This is a genomic window from Pseudoalteromonas phenolica (assembly GCF_005876835.1).
In the GTDB taxonomy this organism is placed as follows: Bacteria; Pseudomonadota; Gammaproteobacteria; order Enterobacterales; family Alteromonadaceae; genus Pseudoalteromonas; species Pseudoalteromonas phenolica_B.
Map to the genome: position 1 here is coordinate 1 of NZ_PPSW01000033.1, position 21,043 is coordinate 21,043.

The following is a 21,043-nucleotide window of genomic DNA, read 5'->3' on the forward strand; positions in this document are numbered from 1 at the left end:
TGGGAGTCATTATGTCTATGTATAGGACTTACCCATAAAAAGTAGACACCATCTATAGTTAGATAGAGGTGATTTATGAGTCAAAAAAAGCAAAAGTAATCCTACGCAGAAGAGTTCCGAAGAGAAGCAGTTCGTAGAGCTGATCAAAAAGGCAATACGAATGCGTCGGTTGCAGGAGAGCTCGGTATATCAGCACAGCAAATTTATAACTGGCGAAGACAGTTTAATCGTTTGACAAATAAGCAATTTAGTTCGATTAATGGCGTCCAGTTTAAGACCTCTGATTCGGCAGAGTTGAAGCGACTTAAGCAGGAACTAGCTGACTTAAAAGAAGAGAATGAGTTTCTAAAAAAGGCAGCCGCGTACTTTGCGAAAAACCAAGAGTAAAGTACGCCTTAATTAAGCAATTCAAAGAGGTTTATCGTATTACCATAATGTGTAAGGCATTGTGCGTATCACGTTCAGGTTATTATCGTTTTTTAAATCGAGCACCAAGCAGCAAAGAGGAGAGAAGGCGGTATCTTGAGTCTCATATTGTTGAATATTTTGAACGTTTTAAGACGCGCTATGGTGCACCGAGGTTGGCGATAACACTAAAACAAAACGCGATGAAATGTAGTTTGAACACAGTTGCTAAGGTACTGAGTGAAAGAGCCTGAAGTCAAAGTGTTCAGTTTGATTATACCTTTAATCTTAATATTAGCTGGGGCAGTACTTTGTACTGCAAAAAGTGAAAAATTAACGAGTCTACATAAAGCTAGAGCAACCTTTTGGTCTATTTTTCACGGTAAATAGTTGATATAAAGTGTCTAAGCAAAGCGTTACATAAACCTATAAAACGGAGTTTAATCAATGAAGTGGGAATACAAAACGGTTCAGTTCGGATACCAAGGCCTATTTTCGTCAAAACTTGACGCACAAGCCTTACAAGATGATTTAAATAGTTTGGGCAATAATGGCTGGGAGCTTGTTGAACTAGAGTTCAATATGGGTAGTTTGGCTAACAATATTGCTGCAATTGCTATTCTAAAACGCCCTAAATAAGGGAGTGCATTCATTTAACTCGTGCCTAAACAACAGGAGGCAAGTGTTAGCTAAACGATAAGTCGAGTAGGAGGTTAATGTTTATATGAAGAATAAACATCCTAAGAATCATAAATCTAATGGTATTGTTGATTTTTTTACCCCTCACACTGAGTTGGCTTTGTTGAGCTCAATGCGAAAATTTAAGACTTTAACAATTATGGTTATAGTTTTCGTATTGGCAGTTATTGGTTTCTTATTTTTCTTATTAAGAATGGTTAAATAAATATTTTTCACTGAAACGTTCAAGGTAAATTATAAAACTAACAACTTTTTGAATCTAATAAGCTCAGTAGACTGCTAGCGCTGTGAGAGTTAGTTCAGATAACTTCTAAAAAAATATTAAAACTAAGGAAAGAGCAATGCGTAAATCTTACTTATTAATTCCTCTAACATTTGCTTTGGTAGCTTGTACATCAACACAGGAAACTGAACAAGCTCAATCGAATTACTTAGACTTGTCTGCAAAAGAACAAGTCAAACTGGTTGAAGAGTATTGGACTGTTGTTAAAAGAGTTGAGCCAAGATACCCAGTTTCTGCAGCCCAGAGAAATATATCTGGCTGCGTTGATTTGATTGTTGGCATTGATCAAAACGGAAAGGCTAAGGGTTATAAAGTACGATCTTCATTCCCTAAAGGCGTTTTTGATAAGAATGCCGCGGCAGCATTAACTAAATGGAAGTGGAAAGCGACTGAAAAAAATAAGGATAGTATCCCTGTCTTAACTTCTGTTCGTTTGGACTTTACGACAAGTAGAAATCCAACTGATATTGAATATCTTAAAAATTGCCCAGCTCGTGAAGTTTAATAATAAAAAGAACGCAATAGTCGTTAAAGTAAAATTAAAAGTCCGAACAAAGCCTAGTTGATTTTTTTCGTATCCAGTAAATTGTTGATGACTATTTTAGTAGTTATTTATGCCTGATAGGAATATGGAGTTTAATTTTAAAATGGATAAAAAAAGTTTCAGTGAAGTATCAAAAACATTCAGTGTTGGGTTTGCGTTTGGTGTTGGGGTCGTAAGTCTTCTTTTAGCTATATATTCTTTAGTTCAAGATTATTCAAACAGTCACCTGCAAACGAAAACCTTATTTTACTTAATTACCGGTATTTCTTGTATTTACTTAGGTAGGCGCTTTAAAAGGTTTAAAAACCCAAGCTAGTAAACAACAAGTTATCCAAAAGGTTTTTCAAGTTCGGCTTTACTCACATCATTTGGTATTAAAACCAAAAGTTTTAAGGGCTGCTTAGCAATGTGTTCCTGAGTATGAATTTATATTCGTCAATCACATACGAATGTCTTACGTAGTCATAGGTTTTTCTTTATTGGTTTTAATTTTAAGTGCTTTGTTCACAACTAAACAATGAAAGAACATACACTCATGTGGAGGTAGTGCTGTTTGACAGTTTTTAATTTGTTTCATTGTGCATGCTTTCAATTTTCTTAAGTACAAAAGTTAAACACAGTTGTTTTCAGGTTTTCTTTAATCAGGTAAAGTGCTTACACAAAATAGGTACGAACAGGTTTGAACTTAAGGCTGTTTAGGTCTTGGCAGTAAATTAACGCTTAAATTAAGAAGGAGGCAAAGTTGTATGCTTTCACTTCTTAGTTTCTAAGCAAAACCTACATTTTTGAAATGATTCAGTTAAACAAGATGTAATTGGGAGTAGTCAGCATGGATGAGCATTTAGTTTTAATTGGTGCTTTAGTATTCGGAGTCCTTATTGGCAGGTTTTCAACCTCAAGCACTGATCGCGCTTCAAAGCGCTTGGAAAATAAAGTCGATGCTATTATCGAGCATTTAGGTATTGATTTTAAACCTTATGAAAACACGCCTAAAGAAGTGCTTTCAGCGCTTGATAGCGGAGAGAGAATTAGAGCGATTAAACTTTATCGTCACTTTTCAGGGGCAAGTCTTAAAGAGGCATCTGAGGCTATTTCTTATCTCGAAAATAATCGAAAAGAATCGAAAAGAATCGAAAAGAATCGAAAACCTAAATATAACAAACGGAGTAAACGGGTTAATGACATGTGGGCACCCATTACTTCGTTCAATATTTTAGCCCACATGTACCAACCTCGATCGGGGCGATAGTTTTAAGGAGAAAGTGATGAATCCTGCAATTAAAGGATTAGGTGAAACGGTATTAAGGGTTCGGGATCTGGATAAAATGAAAGCGTTCTACGCGAATATCATTGGTCTTGAACTGATTAAAGAGTTTCCTAAGGTAGCATTTTTTAAAATTGCAGATGGGTATGGTGGCCATACACAAGTAATCGGTTTATTTGCTGAAGAGTTACCCAGAGCATTTGTAAACGACAGTATCACTTCTATTGAACCTGCATGTTCAAGCCTGCATCATTTTGCACTAGAAATCTCATCAGAAGATTATTTAGCTGAAAAAACACGGTTAGAGAATGCTGGGTGTGAGGTCATCATAGCTGAGCATACATGGTGTCAGTGGAGGTCGATTTATGTCAAAGACCCAGAACAAAACGTTGTAGAGTTAGTGTGTTACGATGAGTCTGTTGTTTAAAAGCATAATGAATTGACTTACTGGGCAAACTGCTTTGCTGTTTTTTTTGCTATTACCGCGCTAAAACTTAGAAAAAGACCTTTATCAATTTACAAAGGTTAATGAATATAGGGAGATTTAGTTGTATGACTAAAACAGTTTCACAAAGTAAAAAAATCGCATTAGTGGCCATTCTAGCTGTTGCTGCAGTGGGTTATTATGGTTACTCGAAAGTTAGTTATGCTAGAACAGTAGCAAGTGAAATTGAGAAAATCACGCCTTTTAAAGATGAGAAACTCGCCTTAGATAGCGTTGACGTGACAGATAAAAATTTCACGTTAGCATTAAAAGTTTCGGGTATTACTTCAGAACTTAAAAATATTGATGAGTTTAAATCTCACTATGATGAGGTGGCATTAAACTATATCTGCCAAAGCTCAAATTATGATGCTCAGTTTGAAGAGGGCTATCATATAAACATGCACATTAAATATCAGGATGAACCAGACAAGACGTTTAGTCGCATTTATGTATCTAAAGAGCAGTGCTCAGAACTTAACATATAGTGCTGAACTGATGAATTAGATTCGTTTCGCTAAGTTAATTCAGTGAATACGGTATAAACTTAATGGTTCACGCCATTCCACCTGTACTTATAAGGGAAATATATGAAAAACAAAAGCCTAACTGACTCAAAACTGATCGCTTATGCTCTACTCTTTTGTGCTGTAGTCTGTTTATTCTTTGCTTGGGGTTTTGAATTAGGTAAAACGACAGCGTTGAATACGAACGTGAAGATAGCTGCAGCAAGCGAATAAACAACAAGTATAAGCTGTTAGTCTTAAAAGGAGAAAGCGTTGAGTCTTGGAAATCATATTACAGGCAAGCTAAATAATATCGAATCGTTTATAGAAAATGCACCAATATATTTCTTACCTGTAAAAATTTTAGGTTGGATATTTCTGTTTTTAGCTCTGATGGTGACGAATTTACTTGCCATAGCCAAGTGGCCATTATCAGCAATGTCCAAAAAGGTGAATAAGAAAACCCAAAGTCTTAATGGGCCTTTGAATTTGTCTAGTGAAGAAGAGTTAAGAAAAACCTTAAATTCGAATGAAGTTGTCTTGTTAGATTTTTGGGCACAGTGGTGTGGCCCTTGTTTGTTAATGAACAATACAATTAATGATTTTACGAAAGAGAATGCTGACAGCGTCACAGTGGGTAAAGTTGATGTTTCATTAAACTCAACATTAAGTAAGCAATTTGCAGTGAGGGGCTTACCCACAGTGATTGTTTTCCAAAACGGCGAGGAAGTCACAAGAAAAAGTGGTTCGTTAACAAAAACACAGTTGTCACAATTGATAGCACAAGCAAAAAGTTAAGCGCTGATTTTTTCCTGATAATTTGCTCAGGTTAATCTCGCTGATATACCGAAATAGAGTGTATGGATATTAAACTCATCGCAGATAATAACTGGAATGATATCTTGGCAATTCAAGCTAAAGCCTATCATGAGGTCGATTCAGAAACGTTAGATGTTCTTAAGTCTAAACAAACGGCATCACCTGAAACTTGCTTTGTTTGTGTTTCAGAGCAGAATGAGGCTTTAGGTTATTTACTGGCGCATCCATGGGGAGAGTCTGAGCCACCAAAATTGTTTGTGCCGCTATTAGACACCATAAATAGTCAAACTTTATATCTCCATGATATGGCTGTTAGCCCATACTCAAAAGGACAAGGGATAGGCCGGGCAATGGTGGCAAAACTAATTGAAGTTGCCAAAGCTAAAGGGTTTAAACGAATAACCCTTGTGGCAATTCAAGGGGCAGATAGCTTTTGGTCTTCACTGGGTTTTAAATTAATAGTAGGGGCAAATATATCTTCAACTTATGGTGAAAATGCGGTTTTCATGGAAATGGAAGTTGTGGCATAGAAGAGATCTTCTCAGGAACTTTTTTGTTTATTGCTGTTAATTTAACTTAATATTGTAGCGCCTACGAAAAGGCGCATGTGCCAAGGAGGCATCATGTTTAAAGCGGTTATCGGGATTTCTATTGTCCTTTCTTTTATATGCATGTTGTTAGCAGCAGCACCTTTCACGCCAGCAATCAGTGTTTCATTTATATTTTTGTTGTTTGCTGGGTTTATTGGTTACAAAGGTTTTCTTCAGTCAGGTATTGTTTTGTTATTCATTAATACCCTTGCTGCTGTAGGGAGCCCGAGTATAGATATATCAAATACCAGCACATTGGTTTTTGTATTGGTTGTCTTTGTAATTTCTTTTGGTGGTGTCTTTTTTGGAGTAAGGAAATTAAACGGGGCGCAAAGTATTAACAATGAATGTAGAAATAACGAATGAAGAAAATAAAAATAGCTGAAGGTTTATACCAATTTCAATTTCCTCCTTTTGAAGACCAACATTTTGGATTTAACATTTATGCTTTGATAAACGGTCAAGAAGCGCTGTTAATCGATACAGCATTTGAGCAACATGCAAAACAGGTTCGCGAGAATTTAAAAAAGGAAGGTATTGAAATCACGAAAGTCGTTTTTTCGCATTTTCACCCTGATCATATTTCAGGGTTACCTGCACTTAATTCGCCGATTTTGTATGGTAATGGGCTCTATAAAGCATCACTTAATAAGTATACACCGATAGAAAAACATCATTTCTTTGATGGAATGAATACTTTAACTGAGCGCTCTCAATTAACTTTTGGTTCGTTTAATCTGACATTCAAATTGATTCAAGGTCACGTTATTTGTGGCATGTTCACCATTATTAATAATCAGTTTGTACATGTAGCCGATGATTTAATGACTTCAAATGAAGGAGCGCCCCTTTTACCTTCTGTGCATGTTGAGAATGCTAAAAAGCATTTTGATTCTTTAGAGCTTCTTAAATGCTATGCTTCATGTACTTTACTATTGTCACACGGCAATGCGTTATCTGGAGAGTCTGAAATCTTATCAGCCATAAGTGATAGACAATCTTATTTAGAAGCCATAACTACCAGTCCACAACCCATTTCTATAGATGCAGCGCTACAAGATACTCATTGTGACTTTCTTCACAAAGAGTGGCATGAATATGTTTATCTTTAACGAGGGTAGCTTTCATCTTTATAGGTACGCGGAATGATATTTGAATTCGACAGAGTAAAATACCAAGTGATTGATGCCAAAATTAGCCTTTGTTTAGGTATATTGGTCATTTTGGCACTGATTGTGGAATTCTTAATTGGAACACATAGCATATTACTCGTGGCTACACTCATACCTTCAGTAATCTATTGGGCGCATAAGGGCTTATCAAGTGAAGCGTTTTTCAAGGAAAAACAAGCACAAATCGTTAAAGTTGTCGATTCTAGGCTGATTATATTAAATCAGATAACAGGGTACGAATTTTCTAGAGACTTGAATGAAGTGAAAAAGGTAAAGTACAAAACCTTTTTAGGTTTTAGCATTGTCGTCGTTGAGTTAACCAGCAATGAGTATTTTCAGTTCTTTTGTTATAAAAACTCAGAACATCTGTTTAGTTTATTGAATAAAAAACATTTTTAAATAAACAGCGATTAAGGTTAATCCACTTAAAATAATAATCCGATGCCAACAAATATTACGATTTTAAATGCTTCTGGAAAGTTTGACCATATTTTCAAACTATTAGAGTCTAAAGCACAGGGCTCATTGGTCGAAATCTCAAGCTACATAGCACTACCCGACATAGATATTGTTATCAGCCCTTGTAGTCAAGATTACAAAAATAACAGCGGTATACTTGGATGTGTCAGCACACCATACGTAGTTGATATATTATTAGATGCCGAGCGTAAAGACTTGGTTAACATCATCAACCGAGAATTAATAGCGGTGATGGCGCACGAATTACATCACGTCATAAGGTCGTCAGTGACCGGTAAAGATGACACTTTGCTTCAACACCTAGTAACAGAAGGGCTGGCTTGTCATTTTGAAAGTGAGTTCAGTAATCAGGCTTCGTTGACGTTATTTAATGATATAAAACAGTACGCTTGGCGAGATTTATATCAACAAATGCAGCCGCATTTATCAGATACTCAATTTGATTATACGATTTATTTTGCAGGGAAAGACCAATCGAAATTTCCTAATCGAGCAGGTTATTGGGTAGGTTTCAATTTAGTAGCAGAATATATTAAAAAGCACGGTGGTTGTGCTGTGACTCATGCACATATAAAAGCTGAAGAATTGGTCAATATTTAAGTATAGAAGTCACTTTAAAAACATTATTTACACTTGCTTTTGTGTAAACACATAGAGATTAATTTAGGGATAAAAATGCAAGAAGCACATTTAGCAAATTTCAATAAAGTCTTTATAGAAAAGGCTGGCTGGATTATGGCAGTAAGTTCGCTAGCGCTATTGGGGTTAATAATGGTTTTTGACAGCTCGGTATTGGCTTTAACGCTTGGCGCCTCAATCGGACTATTCACTGGAATGGTTTGTCCACTTTTATGGCAAAAAGACTTACAGTTTTTAAATCTCTTATTAGTGAACTTTTTGTTTATTTTACCCTCAGTTTACTTAATGAACTCAACAGAGCAGGTTCATGTCGCTTTTCAGTTTATCCTGACTGTCATTACAGTCTCGACTTTGTGTTGGTTTGTCTTTAAATCTAAATTAATTGCCTTTCTAAAAATAAAGAACAAGGCTAATAGGTAAATAGTTTTACTCAATAATCCCTTGTTTCTAAAGTGGTAATTACTTGATGAGATTGGCCGAAAAAAATGGTTATATACTTAGAATTATTATAAGGAAGTTGTTATGAAGCCAAAATATTCTTCTGAGCATAGTCGTGGGTTAACATTTTTTGATGTACTCGGTTTAGCTGTGTGTTGGACTGCAATCTTAGTTTTACTCTTTTTTATTAACAGTTCTCCGGGGGCCATAATCTTAGGCTTGATTACTGGTGGCTATTTGTCGAAGACTATCATCAAAAACAAAAAATAATCAGTAAATATGAATTCAGGTGTTTTTAGTTGTGATTTATTAAATGAGTTTTCAAAATTAAGGTAAAAAAAAATGATGCGACGCCGGTTAATTATAACTTTGATCTACTTTTTGCCTTTATTTGTTCATAGCAAACCAATTGATACTCTAAAAGCCGACATTGAGTTACTTCTAGACTCTAAGAAGGCAAAGGTGGGGGGTTCTATCTGGGACCACAATGCCGAACCTGTGTTATCAGTCAATGGTGATTCTAAAATACCCATGCAGAGTGTTTTTAAGTTTCATATTGCAGCGGCTGTTTTATCAGAAGTTGATAAGGGTAGGTGGTCTCTTGAAGATAAGATAAAGATTACACCGAATGACTTAGATAATGGATTATGGAGCCCAATCCGAAAAAAGTACCCGAATGGGACTGCTATCCCTCTTTCTGAAGTCATCAGATACACAGTATCTGTAAGTGACAATGTAGGATGTGACATTCTATTAAGTATGCTTGGTGGCCCTAAGAAGCTTGAAGATTACTTGCATCAATCGGGCATAAAAGACATTGCCGTAAAATATAACGAAGAAAACATGCAAAAGGTGTGGCAGCGTCAGTATGAGAACTGGACAACCGCGAATGCTGCTAATACCGCACTAAACCAATTTCATATGAGCTCGAACTTGCTTTCGGCTAAAAGTCATCAATTTCTTTGGGATGTGATGAAAGGCTCTAAGACTGGTCGAAAAACAATAAAAGCGGGTGTGCCAAAAGATACACAAGTTGCTCATAAAACGGGCCATTCAGGTAAAAATGCGCATGGCGTGACAGGTGCTCAGAACGACATTGGTGTTGTGTTTCTTCCAAATGGTCAACATTACTATATTAGTGTATTGGTAAGTGACTCTTATGAAACGAGTGAAACGAATCAAAATATCATTGCAAAAATATCTGAATTAACGTGGCAATTTTTTACAAATAAAACGCTTTAGTGGTGTTATTGAAATCATTGTAAGAGCGCACTAGCTAATTTGGCGCTTTTACACAAGTGATAAATATTTAACGTGGCGGGTCAATTTGACCATTCACACTGTTATTGACCCTAAACCAACCAGCAATCGAAAATCTTTCTGCCTTGGCTGGAAGGACTTCGTGAGGAAACTCGTCACTTAGAAACGTCACAAGCGTGCCAAAACTTGGCGAAACACGGGTAAGTTCTTTGTGGTGATCTTCACCGTCATAAATGACTAACTCTCCGCCATTTTCGGCTTGCCAATCTGGGTTTAAATACAAGACAGTAGAAAGTAAACGGTTGGTTTGGCCCTTGAATGCATCAAGATGCTTTTTGTAAAAAGCACCTGGCTGGTAGTGCGCAAAATGACATTCGTAGCTAAATAGTCCCATGAATAAACGCTTATTCATGTAAGCTTTTAACTCATCCATATAGTCTAGAAAGCAACCTTCAAGTGCGTTGCTGTTATCTAACCAATGAATTTTGTCACTGCGAATGGTTTCATTCTTTTGATGATCATCTTTGCGACCTATACCTGCTTCATCAAACGTGTCGAAGTCAAACTCAGCAAGACGCGATTTTAGCGCTTGAAGGGCTGGTAATTCTTGGTCTAGCGTTTGAATGCTGTAGCCTGTAAATTGCAAGTCTTGGGCAATGTTGGCAAAGAGTTCAGTATTATTGGTCACAAATTTGCTCATCTAAAAACAGTTTGGCTGCGTTGTACCACAGAAATATATTTTAGACGAGCATGAAATTTGATTTTATTGCGCTGGCTTAAGTTTTAACGCTATTTTTGTGTTTCTTTTATCGTTGCTAATAGTTTGTCTGAAGCCTCTTCAATCAAATCTAATACCAGTTCAAAGCCATCACCTGCGCCATAATAAGGATCTGGTACTTCATCGTATTGGCTATCTGCGAAACTTAAAAATAGCTTAAGTTTGTGTTGATGTTCATTCGGACAACTTGCTTGAAGGTCTGCTAAGTTTTGCTTGTCAGCCGCTAAGATTAAGTCGAACTCTGTAAAATCACTTTGCTTAACCTTGCGAGAATATTGGCCCTTAAAGCTGTATCCTCTTTTTTCACCCGCTTTCATTGAACGGCTATCGGGTTTCTCGCCACTGTGATAACCAATAGTGCCTGCAGAATCTATGGTTAGATCTAAGCCCAATGCTTTCGCTTTGTGCTTTAGTACAGCTTCACCGGTTGGCGAGCGGCAGATGTTACCCATGCAAACAACTAGAATTTTTGAAATGTCAGCGTTCATCAAAGTCTCTCCCTAATAGTGGTATTTATTCTAAAACCATTGTTTTACAAATAAAAGTAACAGGTTGCTCTATCATCTCAAGGTTTAGTTCATCTCGGTTGGGGTTACACTCCATAGCAAGGGCAAAACCATGTAAATAATCAACGAGCAAATGTAGCACGGTTTGTTGTGTGTCTGTATTTAAATCTAGTGACTCAGTTATACGCTCGAAATGTGCTGCGAAGACCTCGGCTGGGCCAATCATTTTACTGCTGAGTAAGGTTTGTAAAAGCCCGCGATATTTATCAAGTATCGCTAAATAGCTTTTACTTAACTCGTAAATCTCTTGTTGCCAATGCAGTGATTGTGGGTCATGAATTTCGTTGATCAATGACACAGTTACAGCTTCGAGCAATGCATCTTTGTTTTTAAAGTAATGGTAAATGGCCATGGCATCGACATTTAATGCAGCTGCCAAAGCTCGAATGCTTGGTGGCTTGCCTTTTTCAAGCATGAGTTGCTTTGCTTGGTCGATGATAATGTCTTGGCTTAACTGTTTTTGTGCTGGGCGGCCTCTTTTTGTTTGCTTGACACTCATCAAAATATCTCTAATTATATAATTAATTCTACAGTGTAGAATTTTAGTCAGGTTTTAAGTTTTATACAAGTTAAAAGAGGTGTGTAATGACAAACATGGTCTATATAGCAACCAGTCTCGATGGCTTTATTGCAGATAAAAACGGCCAAGTAGATTGGTTACATCAAGTGCCAAATCCAACTAGCGATGACTGTGGTTTTGCTGAATTTATGCAGGACATAGACGCGTTAGTGATGGGGCGAAATACATTAGAAGTGGTATTGAGTTTTGACTGTGATTGGCCATATTCGAAGCCCGTGTTTGTATTAAGCAATACGCTACAGCAAGTACCAGAAAAGTTGAAAGACAAGGTGTTTTTAGTCAAAGGTGAATTAAAAGAAGTCGTCGAAAGCTTGAATAAGCAAGGGTTCAAGAATCTTTATATTGATGGCGGTAAAACCATTCGAGGGTTTCTGCAACAAGATTTAATTGATGAGTTAATCATAACGACTATTCCTGTTTTACTCGGAGGCGGAATTCCACTTTTTGGAGAGCTCAAAGCACCAATCAAGTTTAAACATGTGAAAGCCATACGATATTTGGACTGTTTAGTGCAAAATCATTACATCCGCGCGGACTACTAATGTTTAAAGTTAAAAAATTTATACATATGAAATTCCATATATCTATTTGGATTTGATTGGCTTAGAATATATGAAAATTCATATGTTCTTGTCGGCACTGTTTGACACAAGCATAAGCCAGTTAAAAGTGAGAAAAGTATGGGGCTATTTGAGCGATATTTATCTGTTTGGGTTGGACTAAGTATCTTAGTTGGCGTGGTTGCAGGTAACTTTATGCCTGACGCATTTGCAGTTGTAGCAGGTTTAGAATTCTTTCATGTCAATTTAGTCGTTGCTTTGCTCATTTGGGTGATGATTTTTCCTATGATGGTGCAAGTTGACTTTGCAGCCATTAAAGATGTCGGCAAAAAACCGAAAGGGATCATTCTCACTTTGGTACTCAATTGGTTGATCAAACCCTTCTCAATGGCTTTGTTAGGCTGGTTGTTTTTTAAAGTCTTTTTTGTGTCAATGGTTGATCCACAAAGTGCGAACGAGTACATAGCAGGAATGATTTTATTGGGTGTTGCGCCCTGTACCGCGATGGTATTTGTATGGAGTCAACTGACGCAAGGAGATGCAAACTATACCCTTGTGCAGGTGTCGGTGAACGACATCATCATGGCATTTGCGTTTGCGCCGATCACCGCGCTTTTGCTTGGGGTGAGTGACATTACAGTCCCTTGGGAAACATTGATTATCTCAGTCGTACTCTATGTTTTGATCCCATTGGCTGCAGGTTTTGCATTTCGACGTTTTTTACTGAAACAGCAGGGTGAGGCGCAGTTAAACCGCTTTTTGGCTGGTATCAAACCTTTTTCCGTTATTGGTTTGCTAGGCACAGTGGTACTACTATTTGGCTTTCAAGCACAAACGATTATTGAACAGCCGCAAGTCATCGGCTTAATTGCTATTCCGCTACTTATTCAAACTTATGGTATTTTTGCATTGGCGTATTGGCTTGCTAAAAAGCTAAAGTTACCTCATAACATTGCCGCACCCGCATGTATGATCAGCACCTCTAACTTTTTTGAACTGGCAGTTGCAGTGGCTATTTCAATGTTCGGCCTGCATTCGGGCGCTGCGCTTGCAACTGTAGTGGGCGTTTTGGTCGAAGTACCTGTGATGCTCAGTCTTGTGGGGTTTGCAAATAAAACGCGTCATTGGTTTTAACAAAGAGAAGATGGGCTGAGCCCATCTTCATAACTATATTTATTTAAAATTATAGTTAGTTAAATTTTATACACACTGCGAATGCATGTAAGTATGTACCGTAGTAAGGATACGAGATATAAGTCTGCCAAGTTCTAGCTGACCAGTAATAATCGTATGCAGTACCGGAGTGCTGGTATGGCCTTGATATTTCATAACCATAGTATCCAGAGTGGTGTTGAGTCCCCCCTCCTGTAAGTGTGTATCCATTTGGACAAGTGGCATATACATAGCCAGAAGAATAACTAGCGACATAGCCATATGAATAGACTCTCACTTGGCTTATTGCACCACTGCCACCTCCTACATCGTCGACTTCACATGCGACACTGCCATTATCATAGATCTCTCTAATAGACTGACCAGCAGGGCAAGAGCCCGAGACAATCATTTGTTTCATAGCCAGAGAGTCATTGATATTCTCAATTTCATTTTCCAGCAGTGCGATGAGTTGAAGGTTATTGTCTATCTGTGATTGTAATGACACCCCCATGTCATTAATTGATTGGTTCAATGAAGTGATAAGCGCATTGTTGGCGTCAATTTGAGATTGTAAGTCGTCATCAGCACCACCTAAATCATCAATTTGTGCTTGCAAGTCGGCATTTTCAACTTCGAGCGCATCAACTTGCGTTTGCAAAGAAGAAATGTCATCGGCGTTGGCGTCAATTTGCGCTTGAAGGCTGGCATTGGTTGCTGTTAAAGATACAATGGCGTCTTCATTAGCGCCGACTCTGTCTTCAATGGTGTCAACGCGTGCAACTAAGGCATTGACCTGATCTTGAAGTGTGGCAATTTTACCTTCGACTTCAACGATTTGGCCTTGAAGTTCTACAAAGGGTTTACCTTTAGGTGTTGAGCCTTTATTTGAACCTGCATAAGCAGTTAGAGATAGGCCAGCGAGAATGCTGGCAGTGATCAGTGATTTACACATTACTGATTTTTTCATCGTCATTCCTCCGATTGTTCAACGGAGATACCAGTCGACGGATAGTGTAAGGGTCAGTATCAATACTGGCGGATACATTATGAGTGGCTAGATATCCTTAGAAATCCCTATCAAAAGTGTCCATTACAAGTAAGCAAAAGCAAGATGAGTATAGTTGCAATAAACTCAATAACCAGTTGCGAAAATAAAAAACTTGAAAAACTATAAAAATGCACTAGTAGTTTTGCATTTCTTAGTTTCTTAGTATTAGCGAAGTAATTAAGCCATGTTCGAGAGAGTTTATAAGCTCTATTTTAAAAACTCCAAAGGAGTGAAAGTTAAAAGCCCTGTTTTCATTTAATTAAAACTATTACTAAGCTTAAATTGCTTACATTCCTTTATTCCTGTACTCTGCATCGCCTTACAAATTTGAGTAAATATATGCAATTTCCTGATCTCGCTTTATCCCAAAATATTCTTCAAGCTTTAACCGACAAAGGTTATACCCAACCAACTCCCATTCAAGCACAAGCTATTCCTGCCGTTTTAGAGGGCAGAGACGTGATGGCTGCTGCACAAACGGGAACAGGTAAAACGGCGGGCTTTACACTGCCTATGCTTGAACTACTGAGTAAAGGGGATAAAGCCAGAGCGAATCAAGTGCGTGCACTGGTATTAACACCGACGCGTGAGCTTGCGGATCAGGTTTGGCAGAATGTTGAAACTTACTCTCAGCATTTAAATTTGTCGACACAGGTTGTGTACGGTGGGGTGAAAATTAACCCGCAAATGATGAAGTTGCGTCGTGGTGCAGACATCTTAGTCGCAACACCGGGCCGTTTACTCGATTTATTCCAGCAAAATGCCATTAAGTTCGACAGATTAGAGCTATTCGTTTTAGACGAAGCAGATCGCATGTTAGATATGGGCTTTATTCACGACATTAAGCGCGTGATTAAACTGTTGCCAAAAAATCGTCAAAACTTAATGTTCTCAGCGACTTTCTCTGATGAAATTCGTGAACTGGCGAAGGGCCTTATTAACGATCCGGTTGAGATTTCAGTGGCACCAGCGAACAGTACAGTGAAAAGCATTGAGCAAAGTGTTTATGAAGTTGATAGAAGTAAACGTACTGGGTTACTTAAGCATTTAGTGAAAACTCATAACTGGCAACAGGTGCTTGTCTTTACTCGCACTAAGCACGGTGCAAACCGCTTGGTTCGCGATTTAGAAAAAGCAAAAATTGCGGCTGCAGCTATTCATGGTAATAAGAGCCAAAACGCTCGTATGAAAGCTCTCGCGGGTTTTAAAGATGGCGAAGTGCGTGTGCTGGTGGCAACTGACATTGTTGCTCGTGGGTTAGACATTCAAGAATTACCTAATGTGGTTAACTTCGATTTACCAAATGTATATGAAGATTATGTGCATCGAATTGGCCGTACTGGTCGTGCAGGCGCAACTGGCGAGGCTGTATCGTTTGTAACTCATGAAGATGCCGATGATTTATTTGGGATTGAGCGACTCATTCAAGAGCTTATTCCGCGTAAAATTGAGCCGGGGTTTGAACCGCAAAACCCAGTGCCAGAATCTAAACTAGACACACGTCCGCTGAAAAAGAAAAAACCTAAGAAGCCAAAAAAGCCTAAGCAAGTGGATGGTGAGAAAGCGTCAACTGGTAATCAGCAGAGTAAAGCTAAACCAAATTCAAGCAACGCAACTAAGCCGAAGTCAAAGCCTAGGTCGCAAGGTAATCGCGTTGAAGGTGATAAATCGAACGCAAATAAACCACGCAGAAATAAGCCTAACTCGGGAAATCGCAAACCACAAAATGGCAATAACAAGCCGAGCGGTCAAGGGCAACGCAGTGAGCAGGGAAAGCCGAATAATAGTAATCGCTCAAATAATAGTAATCGCCCAAGCAGCAGTGGCCGTTCGAGAAATGGCAGCAATGATAGTACGAACAGACCGAAAAGAAGTAGTTACAGAAATACACGTGGATAATGTAAATTCACACTAAAGCATTTTGTTAGTTTTTTGAATCAAGGCCTATACTTTTAGTATGGGCTTCGTTTTGAGGATGCTATATGCCGAATGCGCTAGCAAAACAAATTGACAACATTCCTATGTTGCCAAGTGTGATAACTCAACTCTTGTCTTTGTCTGTTGATGATCCTGACTATTTCAACAAAGTTATCCACCTTGCGGAGTCAGATCCCACGTTTGCATTACGTACTATAAAATTAAGCAATAGCGTCTTGTTTGGCACTCACCAACCCATAACTAATATTCACGATGCGGTTATTAGGATTGGTATAGATCAAATCCATAGTTTATTGGCTTCTATTGCGGTCACCAAGGTATTTCTACCTGTCACAATGTCAGAAAAAAGGCTTTGGCAGCACTCAATTGAAGTCGCTTGTTTAGCTAGGTTAATAGCCAGTCATTTGAATGAGTGCAATATTAAGCCTGAACAAGCTTACTTGGCCGGCTTACTTCACGATTTAGGCTTATTTCTTCGCTTTCAAGAAAGCCAAGAGCAATTTAATCATATTGATGATTATGTTTGGTCAACACCAGCTCAGCATGTCGAGGCTGAAAAGAGCTTATTTAAAGAATCGCACGCTAATCTATCGGAGTTAATCTGCCATCAATGGGGAGTACCTAAACTTATCTCTAATGTGGTTGCACATCATCACCACTATGAATTATCTGAACAAACGAAAGAGGCAGATGAAATAAATCACCTCATCAGAGTGATTCAATTGGCCGATCTCTGCAGTGAAATGGTTTATAACATGCAAGGTGTGACAAAAAAAACTGTCATTCAAGAAATAAAAAAAATACCGGCCTTAGCTAATTGGGCCAGGGCACATCTTAATTCAATTAGAGCATTGGATGATGGAAAGGCTGCGCTTGAGCAAGCGCATGAATTATATAATCAGCTTTTAAACTAACTTTCGGTTTTGCTTTGCTTAAATTCTCTTTATTATAACTAGCAATAAGCTTCAGCGGTTTTTTAAAGAGGGGTAAGCATGTATCAAGGAAGCTGTTTATGCGGCGAGGTTAAAATTGAAGTAGGACAGATCAGTTCTATTATTCACTGTCATTGTTCTTTGTGTCGTAAATCGAGCGGTACTGCATTTGCTACCAATGGCTTTGTTAATGCGAGTGAATTTAAAATCACTGCTGGCGAAGAGAATATAAGCTTTTACGAGATGAAGCCGGGCAGAAAAAGGCATTTTTGTAAGACTTGTGCATCACCTATTTATAGTTCAAATGAAGCTGATCTGAGCCGTTACCGGTTAAGGCTAGGCATTTTAGATTCTGACATAACAGAGCGCCCAATCTCTCATAACTTCGTTACATCAAAAGCGTGCTGGGATAGCCTAAATCAAGATTTACCCCATTACGAAGCCCACGAGCCAAACCGGCAATAAGAATTTTAATGTGGTCTATATTTCTTGGCTGGGCTCTAGGTGATAAACCTCAGCGAGCAAGCTGAATCCCATTTGTTGGTAAAGTGGTAAACCTGCTTTTGAAGCTTGTAGCGTCATTAAACGAGTATCTTGGCGCTTAGCAAAATCAACCAGGTGATGCATAAGTGTTTTTGCTATGCCTTGGCCTCTAAAATTAGGATCGACACCTACTTGATGCACGCCCATCACGTCATCGCTTTGAAATGCGATGGCTGTGCCAGCTATGGTCCCGTCAACCTTATAAGAAAACAAAGTAGCATTTGGGTTTGTAAGTAGAGGTAACAGAGCTTCTGGCGCGATGCTATAACCAAATGCGTTTGAACAAGCTTGAGCCCAAGATGGTAAATCATCTGGCTGAGTGAGCACTTCAACTTGGCTTGACCCATTAAAGTGTGTCTCGTGCAAAGGCAAAACCATGGCCTGCAGTGACATTTTTACTTGCTCTGAACTATGCTCTGTAGGCCTTAAAATCGTCACTCTAGATTTGCCTGCGGGTAATGGATACTCTTTTTCTGAGTAACCTAAAGCAAAGTCAGCCTGCCAAGCTTTATTTGGCCAATTGGTATGTATTTTTAGTTGTTGTTCGCTTTTTTGCTCCTTTTGCTTCTCAGTGCGGTGCGCCATTGCAGACCAAAAGGCGTCTAAATTCTGTAAGTTTTTTGCTAGTTTTGAAGTCATGATCTTAGTCCCTGTTAATTAAAATAATACCGATGATAAGTAGTGCGCTGCCTAATAGTTTGCTACTGGTTATGAGTTTTTGTGGGCTTTCAAATAGTCCAAAATGGCTGATCAGCATGGCGATAACAAGCTGGCCAGTGAGGGCATAACTCATCATCATTCCAGCGCCCATTTTTGGAATGAGCCAATACATAGCACCGACACCGACCACACTCAACGCGCAAGAAAACCACAAATACCAGGGCACACTTGCCAGCTGTATGTTGCTATAAGTGATTTGCAGCGTCTTAAACTGGCTGAGCACAATAAAGCTGGTGATAAGCGCAAAGCTTGCTAAAAACGCAAAACCTGTGGCTAGAAGCGCACTGTTTAAGTGTACCCCGAGCCTTGCATTCATGGCTGCCTGGATAGCAATACAGCCGCCAGCAAGAATTGCCAGCATACCGAGCGAATTCATAATGTTACCACCAACTGCTCGGTTGTTTTTCGAAATTTAGGTCGAGTTGCAGTGGTGTCATTTTTACTACGAATGCCGACAGGACAAAGAATAGCGGCATTGAGCCCTTGTTTATCGAGCTCAAGCACTTGGTTGATCCCTTGAGTATCAAATCCTGTCATAGGGCCTGCATCAATTTGATGCATTGCTGCATAACTGAGAAGTTTGCCAAGCGCGATGTAGCATTGCTGTTCTGCCCAAGCACTTTGCTGTGCTGATGTCTTACTCAAAATGTCTTGCGAGATAATGTCTTTATAAGCCGATAATGCTTCAGCTTCTTTGCCTTGAGATACCGCGAGCTCGCTAATATAAGTGTTGATAGCGTCAGCGGTGATCTTGGTGTAATTCGCCAATACTAATAAATGTGAGCACTCTGCTACTTTGTTTTGCCCGTAACTAAACGATAAGCAAGCATTCTTAAGCGCAGCACTTTCAACAATTAAAAGCTTGTAAGGTTGCAAACCATAAGCGCTGGCACTGAGTCTGACGCTCTCAACTAGGCCATCAATTTGCGTTTGCGATAAAGTCTGGTTCGAAAATTCTTTTACAGCGTAGCGCCAGTTTAGTGCATCTAAATAGTTCATAGCTTTCATTCCTGTATGTGGTTGATGTGGTAAGTTTATGAAAGCTGAACTTTGAACGCCTTTACATATGTTGATAAAAGCAATTAAATATTTAAATCTTTTCTAATGCGACTGAGTTGGGTAGGCGTGATCCCTAGATAACTGGCAATATGGTACTGAGGGAGTCTAGACAAAATTGCCTCGTACTTGTCTAAAAACATCATATATCGCTGTTTTGCTTCGTGTTGTAAGTACCCTATTTCTTTTGGCTCTTTTTCTAACAGCCAATGTTGCTCTAAATAGTTGATATGAAATGCCATAAGTTCATTATCAGCAAACAACTCACGGCGAAATTGTTTAAAATCTATGGTTATGATGTCACAATCTTCGAGTGCTTCTATGGCTAAAAAACTAGTTTCATTCTTTAGTAAGGCACTCATTGAGCCAGGAAACCGTCCTTCAGCAAAGAAGTTTTTATTAAACTCATTACCTTCTGCATCTATCAAATAAGCGCGCATCAATCCTTTATGAATAAAGGCAAAACTACTGGGTATTTCACCAATGGCATACAAGGTTGTGCCTTTAGCAATGTGAGTATACTGGCAGGCACTAAAGTAGCTGTTTAAAGCTTGACCTGATAATGACGCGTATTTAGTAAGTGTTTGTTCTAAATGGGTAAATGCTGCTTGCAATGAGGTAAACCAAAATAATGTAAAGGCTTTGACTATAACAACTAATAAAAGGATAGGTAAGAGTTAACATGAAAGTGAGGCTGTGAATTAGGAAGGGTTTGGTGGCCAGCGAACTGGCCATACTATAATTAGCGGTTCGAGTGAGACCACTTAGGGTTATAGTTTACGATTTCAGAGCAGATAGCGAAAACATAACCAACAGAAAGAATTGTGTAGAAACAGATAAGCTCTGTAAGGCTTTTAGAAGTATTCATGATTTCCTCTTTATTTTGTTCATTCGCTTATTAGTCTAATAATTAGAGTTCGAATTATCAAGGTTGTTTTTTGATCTTTTTATTACTCGGGATAATTAAGAGTTCTAACATTGTGATTTTTCTGCTTTAAGTTTCTGTTTTTAAATATTTTTAATTATTTTGTTAGATGGCTTTCTTGTGCATATAACTTTAATTTATATCGTTAATAAATAATTAGATATAAAAGTAAATTGGTTCGAAAGCGAAAGTGAATTAGGTTATTAGATTAGTGCTTCTTATGGGCTTTGGTTTTAAGGTTCTGATTTATATTTAATTTAATAGGTTTTGTGAAAGTTTAGGGTACAAACCTTTTTATCTTGGATAATAGTAGAAATGTGATGTGTGAAATACATACTGACAAGAATGCACTGATCCCAAGTGCGCCACCGAAACCAGTTAGGCCAGGGATGAGATATTCAAAAAACAGTGTAAATAAAACTGCAGACAAACAGATGCTTTCAAGACCAAACCGAATAGGGGCACTCATGCCCACAAAAGTACTACCAAAAAAGACCAAACTATAAAGTTCAGTATTCAAACCAATTAAGTAAAAAATGCTATAGGCTAAAATAGATAAGCAGCTCGATGCACGAATGGCATCAAAGCGGTTTCGTTTTGCTAGTAGGTAGGTTGAGATTGCGCCCAATAAAGAAATAAGTAACAGGTCAATAGAAATA

The 21,043-nt window shown here is 38.4% G+C and carries 30 protein-coding genes and 1 pseudogene; 21 read left to right on the forward strand and 10 right to left on the reverse strand.

Annotation, left to right across the window (positions count from 1 at the left end; translation table 11 throughout):
• Positions 1 to 114 precede the first annotated feature (114 nt).
• From C1E24_RS21260 to bla, 16 genes and pseudogenes are all read left to right on the forward strand, one after another.
• A pseudogene (locus C1E24_RS21260) lies at positions 115 to 387 on the forward strand (transposase); the annotation flags it as partial.
• A 465-nt stretch (positions 388 to 852) separates the two neighbouring features.
• The gene (locus C1E24_RS18140; RefSeq protein ID WP_138483917.1) at positions 853 to 1,044 is read left to right on the forward strand and encodes a DUF4177 domain-containing protein; all 192 of its coding nucleotides are present in this window, start codon (positions 853 to 855) and stop codon (positions 1,042 to 1,044) included.
• A gap of 401 nt (positions 1,045 to 1,445) precedes the next feature.
• Positions 1,446 to 1,892, forward strand: a complete 447-nt coding sequence (locus tag C1E24_RS18150) for an energy transducer TonB (protein ID WP_240722049.1) — start codon at positions 1,446 to 1,448, stop codon at positions 1,890 to 1,892.
• A gap of 868 nt (positions 1,893 to 2,760) precedes the next feature.
• Positions 2,761 to 3,180 (forward strand): hypothetical protein, encoded by a 420-nt coding sequence (locus tag C1E24_RS18155; RefSeq protein WP_138483921.1) that lies wholly within the window; start codon positions 2,761 to 2,763, stop codon positions 3,178 to 3,180.
• 16 nt (positions 3,181 to 3,196) lie between these two features.
• Positions 3,197 to 3,622: a VOC family protein gene (locus C1E24_RS18160; protein WP_138483923.1), complete on the forward strand. Its 426-nt coding sequence runs from the start codon at positions 3,197 to 3,199 to the stop codon at positions 3,620 to 3,622.
• Positions 3,623 to 3,747: 125 nt separating this feature from the next.
• On the forward strand, positions 3,748 to 4,167 hold the full coding sequence (locus C1E24_RS18165; RefSeq protein WP_138483925.1) for a hypothetical protein: 420 nt from the start codon (positions 3,748 to 3,750) through the stop codon (positions 4,165 to 4,167).
• A 102-nt stretch (positions 4,168 to 4,269) separates the two neighbouring features.
• Positions 4,270 to 4,419 carry a hypothetical protein gene (locus tag C1E24_RS21005; protein ID WP_171040931.1) on the forward strand — a complete coding sequence of 50 codons (150 nt, stop codon included), beginning with the start codon at positions 4,270 to 4,272 and terminating at the stop codon, positions 4,417 to 4,419.
• A gap of 39 nt (positions 4,420 to 4,458) precedes the next feature.
• A complete protein-coding gene (locus C1E24_RS18170; RefSeq protein WP_138483927.1) occupies positions 4,459 to 4,983 on the forward strand; it encodes a thioredoxin family protein in 525 nt (174 codons plus the stop codon).
• Between the two features lie 62 nt (positions 4,984 to 5,045).
• Complete coding sequence (locus C1E24_RS18175) at positions 5,046 to 5,534, forward strand: GNAT family N-acetyltransferase (protein ID WP_138483929.1); 489 nt, start codon at positions 5,046 to 5,048, stop codon at positions 5,532 to 5,534.
• A gap of 93 nt (positions 5,535 to 5,627) precedes the next feature.
• A complete protein-coding gene (locus C1E24_RS18180) occupies positions 5,628 to 5,960 on the forward strand; it encodes a DUF6419 family natural product biosynthesis protein (protein ID WP_138483931.1) in 333 nt (110 codons plus the stop codon).
• Positions 5,957 to 6,706 carry an MBL fold metallo-hydrolase gene (locus C1E24_RS18185; RefSeq protein WP_138483933.1) on the forward strand — a complete coding sequence of 250 codons (750 nt, stop codon included), beginning with the start codon at positions 5,957 to 5,959 and terminating at the stop codon, positions 6,704 to 6,706. The genes C1E24_RS18180 and C1E24_RS18185 overlap by 4 nt, the downstream gene beginning before the upstream one ends.
• A 33-nt stretch (positions 6,707 to 6,739) precedes the next feature.
• A complete protein-coding gene (locus tag C1E24_RS18190) occupies positions 6,740 to 7,165 on the forward strand; it encodes a hypothetical protein (protein ID WP_138483935.1) in 426 nt (141 codons plus the stop codon).
• 42 nt (positions 7,166 to 7,207) lie between these two features.
• On the forward strand, positions 7,208 to 7,846 hold the full coding sequence (locus C1E24_RS18195) for a DUF2268 domain-containing putative Zn-dependent protease (RefSeq protein WP_138483937.1): 639 nt from the start codon (positions 7,208 to 7,210) through the stop codon (positions 7,844 to 7,846).
• A 75-nt stretch (positions 7,847 to 7,921) separates the two neighbouring features.
• The gene (locus tag C1E24_RS18200) at positions 7,922 to 8,305 is read left to right on the forward strand and encodes a hypothetical protein (RefSeq protein WP_138483939.1); all 384 of its coding nucleotides are present in this window, start codon (positions 7,922 to 7,924) and stop codon (positions 8,303 to 8,305) included.
• 102 nt (positions 8,306 to 8,407) lie between these two features.
• A complete protein-coding gene (locus C1E24_RS18205) occupies positions 8,408 to 8,593 on the forward strand; it encodes a hypothetical protein (RefSeq protein WP_138483941.1) in 186 nt (61 codons plus the stop codon).
• A gap of 72 nt (positions 8,594 to 8,665) precedes the next feature.
• Positions 8,666 to 9,565, forward strand: a complete 900-nt coding sequence (gene bla / locus C1E24_RS18210; protein ID WP_138483943.1) for a class A beta-lactamase, subclass A2 — start codon at positions 8,666 to 8,668, stop codon at positions 9,563 to 9,565.
• 67 nt (positions 9,566 to 9,632) lie between these two features.
• Here the strand turns inward: bla and C1E24_RS18215 are convergent, their stop codons facing one another.
• The 3 genes from C1E24_RS18215 to C1E24_RS18225 all read right to left on the reverse strand — a co-directional run bounded on the left by C1E24_RS18215 (position 9,633) and on the right by C1E24_RS18225 (position 11,426).
• The gene (locus tag C1E24_RS18215; protein ID WP_431188337.1) at positions 9,633 to 10,271 is read right to left on the reverse strand and encodes a 2OG-Fe(II) oxygenase; all 639 of its coding nucleotides are present in this window, start codon (positions 10,269 to 10,271) and stop codon (positions 9,633 to 9,635) included.
• A 101-nt stretch (positions 10,272 to 10,372) separates the two neighbouring features.
• Positions 10,373 to 10,837, reverse strand: coding sequence for a low molecular weight protein-tyrosine-phosphatase (locus tag C1E24_RS18220; RefSeq protein ID WP_171040933.1), 465 nt, complete (start codon positions 10,835 to 10,837; stop codon positions 10,373 to 10,375).
• A gap of 37 nt (positions 10,838 to 10,874) precedes the next feature.
• Positions 10,875 to 11,426, reverse strand: a complete 552-nt coding sequence (locus C1E24_RS18225; protein WP_138483949.1) for a TetR/AcrR family transcriptional regulator — start codon at positions 11,424 to 11,426, stop codon at positions 10,875 to 10,877.
• An 86-nt stretch (positions 11,427 to 11,512) separates the two neighbouring features.
• Between C1E24_RS18225 and C1E24_RS18230 the strand changes: the two genes are divergently transcribed.
• Both C1E24_RS18230 and arsB read left to right on the forward strand, forming a co-directional pair.
• The gene (locus C1E24_RS18230) at positions 11,513 to 12,049 is read left to right on the forward strand and encodes a dihydrofolate reductase family protein (RefSeq protein ID WP_138483951.1); all 537 of its coding nucleotides are present in this window, start codon (positions 11,513 to 11,515) and stop codon (positions 12,047 to 12,049) included.
• Between the two features lie 138 nt (positions 12,050 to 12,187).
• Complete coding sequence (arsB, locus tag C1E24_RS18235; RefSeq protein ID WP_138483953.1) at positions 12,188 to 13,201, forward strand: ACR3 family arsenite efflux transporter; 1,014 nt, start codon at positions 12,188 to 12,190, stop codon at positions 13,199 to 13,201.
• A 55-nt stretch (positions 13,202 to 13,256) separates the two neighbouring features.
• Here arsB and C1E24_RS18240 read toward each other — a convergent pair whose 3' ends face one another.
• A complete protein-coding gene (locus C1E24_RS18240) occupies positions 13,257 to 14,189 on the reverse strand; it encodes a coiled-coil domain-containing protein (protein ID WP_138483954.1) in 933 nt (310 codons plus the stop codon).
• A gap of 420 nt (positions 14,190 to 14,609) precedes the next feature.
• On the opposite strand from C1E24_RS18240, the gene C1E24_RS18245 reads away from it, so the two are divergent.
• From C1E24_RS18245 to C1E24_RS18255, 3 genes are all read left to right on the forward strand, one after another.
• A complete protein-coding gene (locus tag C1E24_RS18245) occupies positions 14,610 to 16,169 on the forward strand; it encodes a DEAD/DEAH box helicase (protein WP_138483956.1) in 1,560 nt (519 codons plus the stop codon).
• Between the two features lie 83 nt (positions 16,170 to 16,252).
• Positions 16,253 to 17,122, forward strand: a complete 870-nt coding sequence (locus tag C1E24_RS18250) for an HDOD domain-containing protein (RefSeq protein ID WP_138483958.1) — start codon at positions 16,253 to 16,255, stop codon at positions 17,120 to 17,122.
• 78 nt (positions 17,123 to 17,200) lie between these two features.
• Entirely contained in the window at positions 17,201 to 17,605 is a 405-nt protein-coding gene (locus C1E24_RS18255; RefSeq protein ID WP_138483960.1) for a GFA family protein, read from the forward strand.
• Positions 17,606 to 17,620: 15 nt separating this feature from the next.
• Here C1E24_RS18255 and C1E24_RS18260 read toward each other — a convergent pair whose 3' ends face one another.
• From C1E24_RS18260 to C1E24_RS18280, 6 genes are all read right to left on the reverse strand, one after another.
• On the reverse strand, positions 17,621 to 18,322 hold the full coding sequence (locus C1E24_RS18260) for a GNAT family N-acetyltransferase (RefSeq protein ID WP_138483962.1): 702 nt from the start codon (positions 18,320 to 18,322) through the stop codon (positions 17,621 to 17,623).
• A 4-nt stretch (positions 18,323 to 18,326) separates the two neighbouring features.
• On the reverse strand, positions 18,327 to 18,779 hold the full coding sequence (locus C1E24_RS18265; RefSeq protein ID WP_138483964.1) for a DMT family transporter: 453 nt from the start codon (positions 18,777 to 18,779) through the stop codon (positions 18,327 to 18,329).
• Positions 18,776 to 19,402, reverse strand: coding sequence for a nitroreductase family protein (locus tag C1E24_RS18270; protein ID WP_138483966.1), 627 nt, complete (start codon positions 19,400 to 19,402; stop codon positions 18,776 to 18,778). The genes C1E24_RS18265 and C1E24_RS18270 overlap by 4 nt, the downstream gene beginning before the upstream one ends.
• Positions 19,403 to 19,485: 83 nt before the next feature.
• Complete coding sequence (locus C1E24_RS18275) at positions 19,486 to 20,073, reverse strand: Crp/Fnr family transcriptional regulator (protein WP_138483968.1); 588 nt, start codon at positions 20,071 to 20,073, stop codon at positions 19,486 to 19,488.
• A gap of 128 nt (positions 20,074 to 20,201) precedes the next feature.
• Positions 20,202 to 20,327, reverse strand: coding sequence for a hypothetical protein (locus tag C1E24_RS21195; protein WP_276609886.1), 126 nt, complete (start codon positions 20,325 to 20,327; stop codon positions 20,202 to 20,204).
• 334 nt (positions 20,328 to 20,661) lie between these two features.
• Positions 20,662 to 21,042, reverse strand: coding sequence for a hypothetical protein (locus C1E24_RS18280; RefSeq protein ID WP_138484002.1), 381 nt, complete (start codon positions 21,040 to 21,042; stop codon positions 20,662 to 20,664).
• Between the last annotated feature and the right edge of the window lies 1 nt (position 21,043).

Coding starts and splice junctions, on each gene's coding strand:
- C1E24_RS18140 (WP_138483917.1), top strand. CDS start 853: ATGAAGTGGGAATACAAAACGGTTCAGTTCGGATACCAAGGCCTATTT.
- C1E24_RS18150 (WP_240722049.1), top strand. CDS start 1,446: ATGCGTAAATCTTACTTATTAATTCCTCTAACATTTGCTTTGGTAGCT.
- C1E24_RS18155 (WP_138483921.1), top strand. CDS start 2,761: ATGGATGAGCATTTAGTTTTAATTGGTGCTTTAGTATTCGGAGTCCTT.
- C1E24_RS18160 (WP_138483923.1), top strand. CDS start 3,197: ATGAATCCTGCAATTAAAGGATTAGGTGAAACGGTATTAAGGGTTCGG.
- C1E24_RS18165 (WP_138483925.1), top strand. CDS start 3,748: ATGACTAAAACAGTTTCACAAAGTAAAAAAATCGCATTAGTGGCCATT.
- C1E24_RS21005 (WP_171040931.1), top strand. CDS start 4,270: ATGAAAAACAAAAGCCTAACTGACTCAAAACTGATCGCTTATGCTCTA.
- C1E24_RS18175 (WP_138483929.1), top strand. CDS start 5,046: ATGGATATTAAACTCATCGCAGATAATAACTGGAATGATATCTTGGCA.
- C1E24_RS18180 (WP_138483931.1), top strand. CDS start 5,628: ATGTTTAAAGCGGTTATCGGGATTTCTATTGTCCTTTCTTTTATATGC.
- C1E24_RS18185 (WP_138483933.1), top strand. CDS start 5,957: ATGAAGAAAATAAAAATAGCTGAAGGTTTATACCAATTTCAATTTCCT.
- C1E24_RS18190 (WP_138483935.1), top strand. CDS start 6,740: ATGATATTTGAATTCGACAGAGTAAAATACCAAGTGATTGATGCCAAA.
- C1E24_RS18195 (WP_138483937.1), top strand. CDS start 7,208: ATGCCAACAAATATTACGATTTTAAATGCTTCTGGAAAGTTTGACCAT.
- C1E24_RS18200 (WP_138483939.1), top strand. CDS start 7,922: ATGCAAGAAGCACATTTAGCAAATTTCAATAAAGTCTTTATAGAAAAG.
- C1E24_RS18205 (WP_138483941.1), top strand. CDS start 8,408: ATGAAGCCAAAATATTCTTCTGAGCATAGTCGTGGGTTAACATTTTTT.
- bla (WP_138483943.1), top strand. CDS start 8,666: ATGATGCGACGCCGGTTAATTATAACTTTGATCTACTTTTTGCCTTTA.
- C1E24_RS18225 (WP_138483949.1), bottom strand. CDS start 11,426: ATGAGTGTCAAGCAAACAAAAAGAGGCCGCCCAGCACAAAAACAGTTA.
- C1E24_RS18230 (WP_138483951.1), top strand. CDS start 11,513: ATGACAAACATGGTCTATATAGCAACCAGTCTCGATGGCTTTATTGCA.
- arsB (WP_138483953.1), top strand. CDS start 12,188: ATGGGGCTATTTGAGCGATATTTATCTGTTTGGGTTGGACTAAGTATC.
- C1E24_RS18240 (WP_138483954.1), bottom strand. CDS start 14,189: ATGAAAAAATCAGTAATGTGTAAATCACTGATCACTGCCAGCATTCTC.
- C1E24_RS18245 (WP_138483956.1), top strand. CDS start 14,610: ATGCAATTTCCTGATCTCGCTTTATCCCAAAATATTCTTCAAGCTTTA.
- C1E24_RS18250 (WP_138483958.1), top strand. CDS start 16,253: ATGCCGAATGCGCTAGCAAAACAAATTGACAACATTCCTATGTTGCCA.
- C1E24_RS18255 (WP_138483960.1), top strand. CDS start 17,201: ATGTATCAAGGAAGCTGTTTATGCGGCGAGGTTAAAATTGAAGTAGGA.
- C1E24_RS18260 (WP_138483962.1), bottom strand. CDS start 18,322: ATGACTTCAAAACTAGCAAAAAACTTACAGAATTTAGACGCCTTTTGG.
- C1E24_RS18265 (WP_138483964.1), bottom strand. CDS start 18,779: ATGAATTCGCTCGGTATGCTGGCAATTCTTGCTGGCGGCTGTATTGCT.
- C1E24_RS18270 (WP_138483966.1), bottom strand. CDS start 19,402: ATGAACTATTTAGATGCACTAAACTGGCGCTACGCTGTAAAAGAATTT.
- C1E24_RS21195 (WP_276609886.1), bottom strand. CDS start 20,327: ATGAATACTTCTAAAAGCCTTACAGAGCTTATCTGTTTCTACACAATT.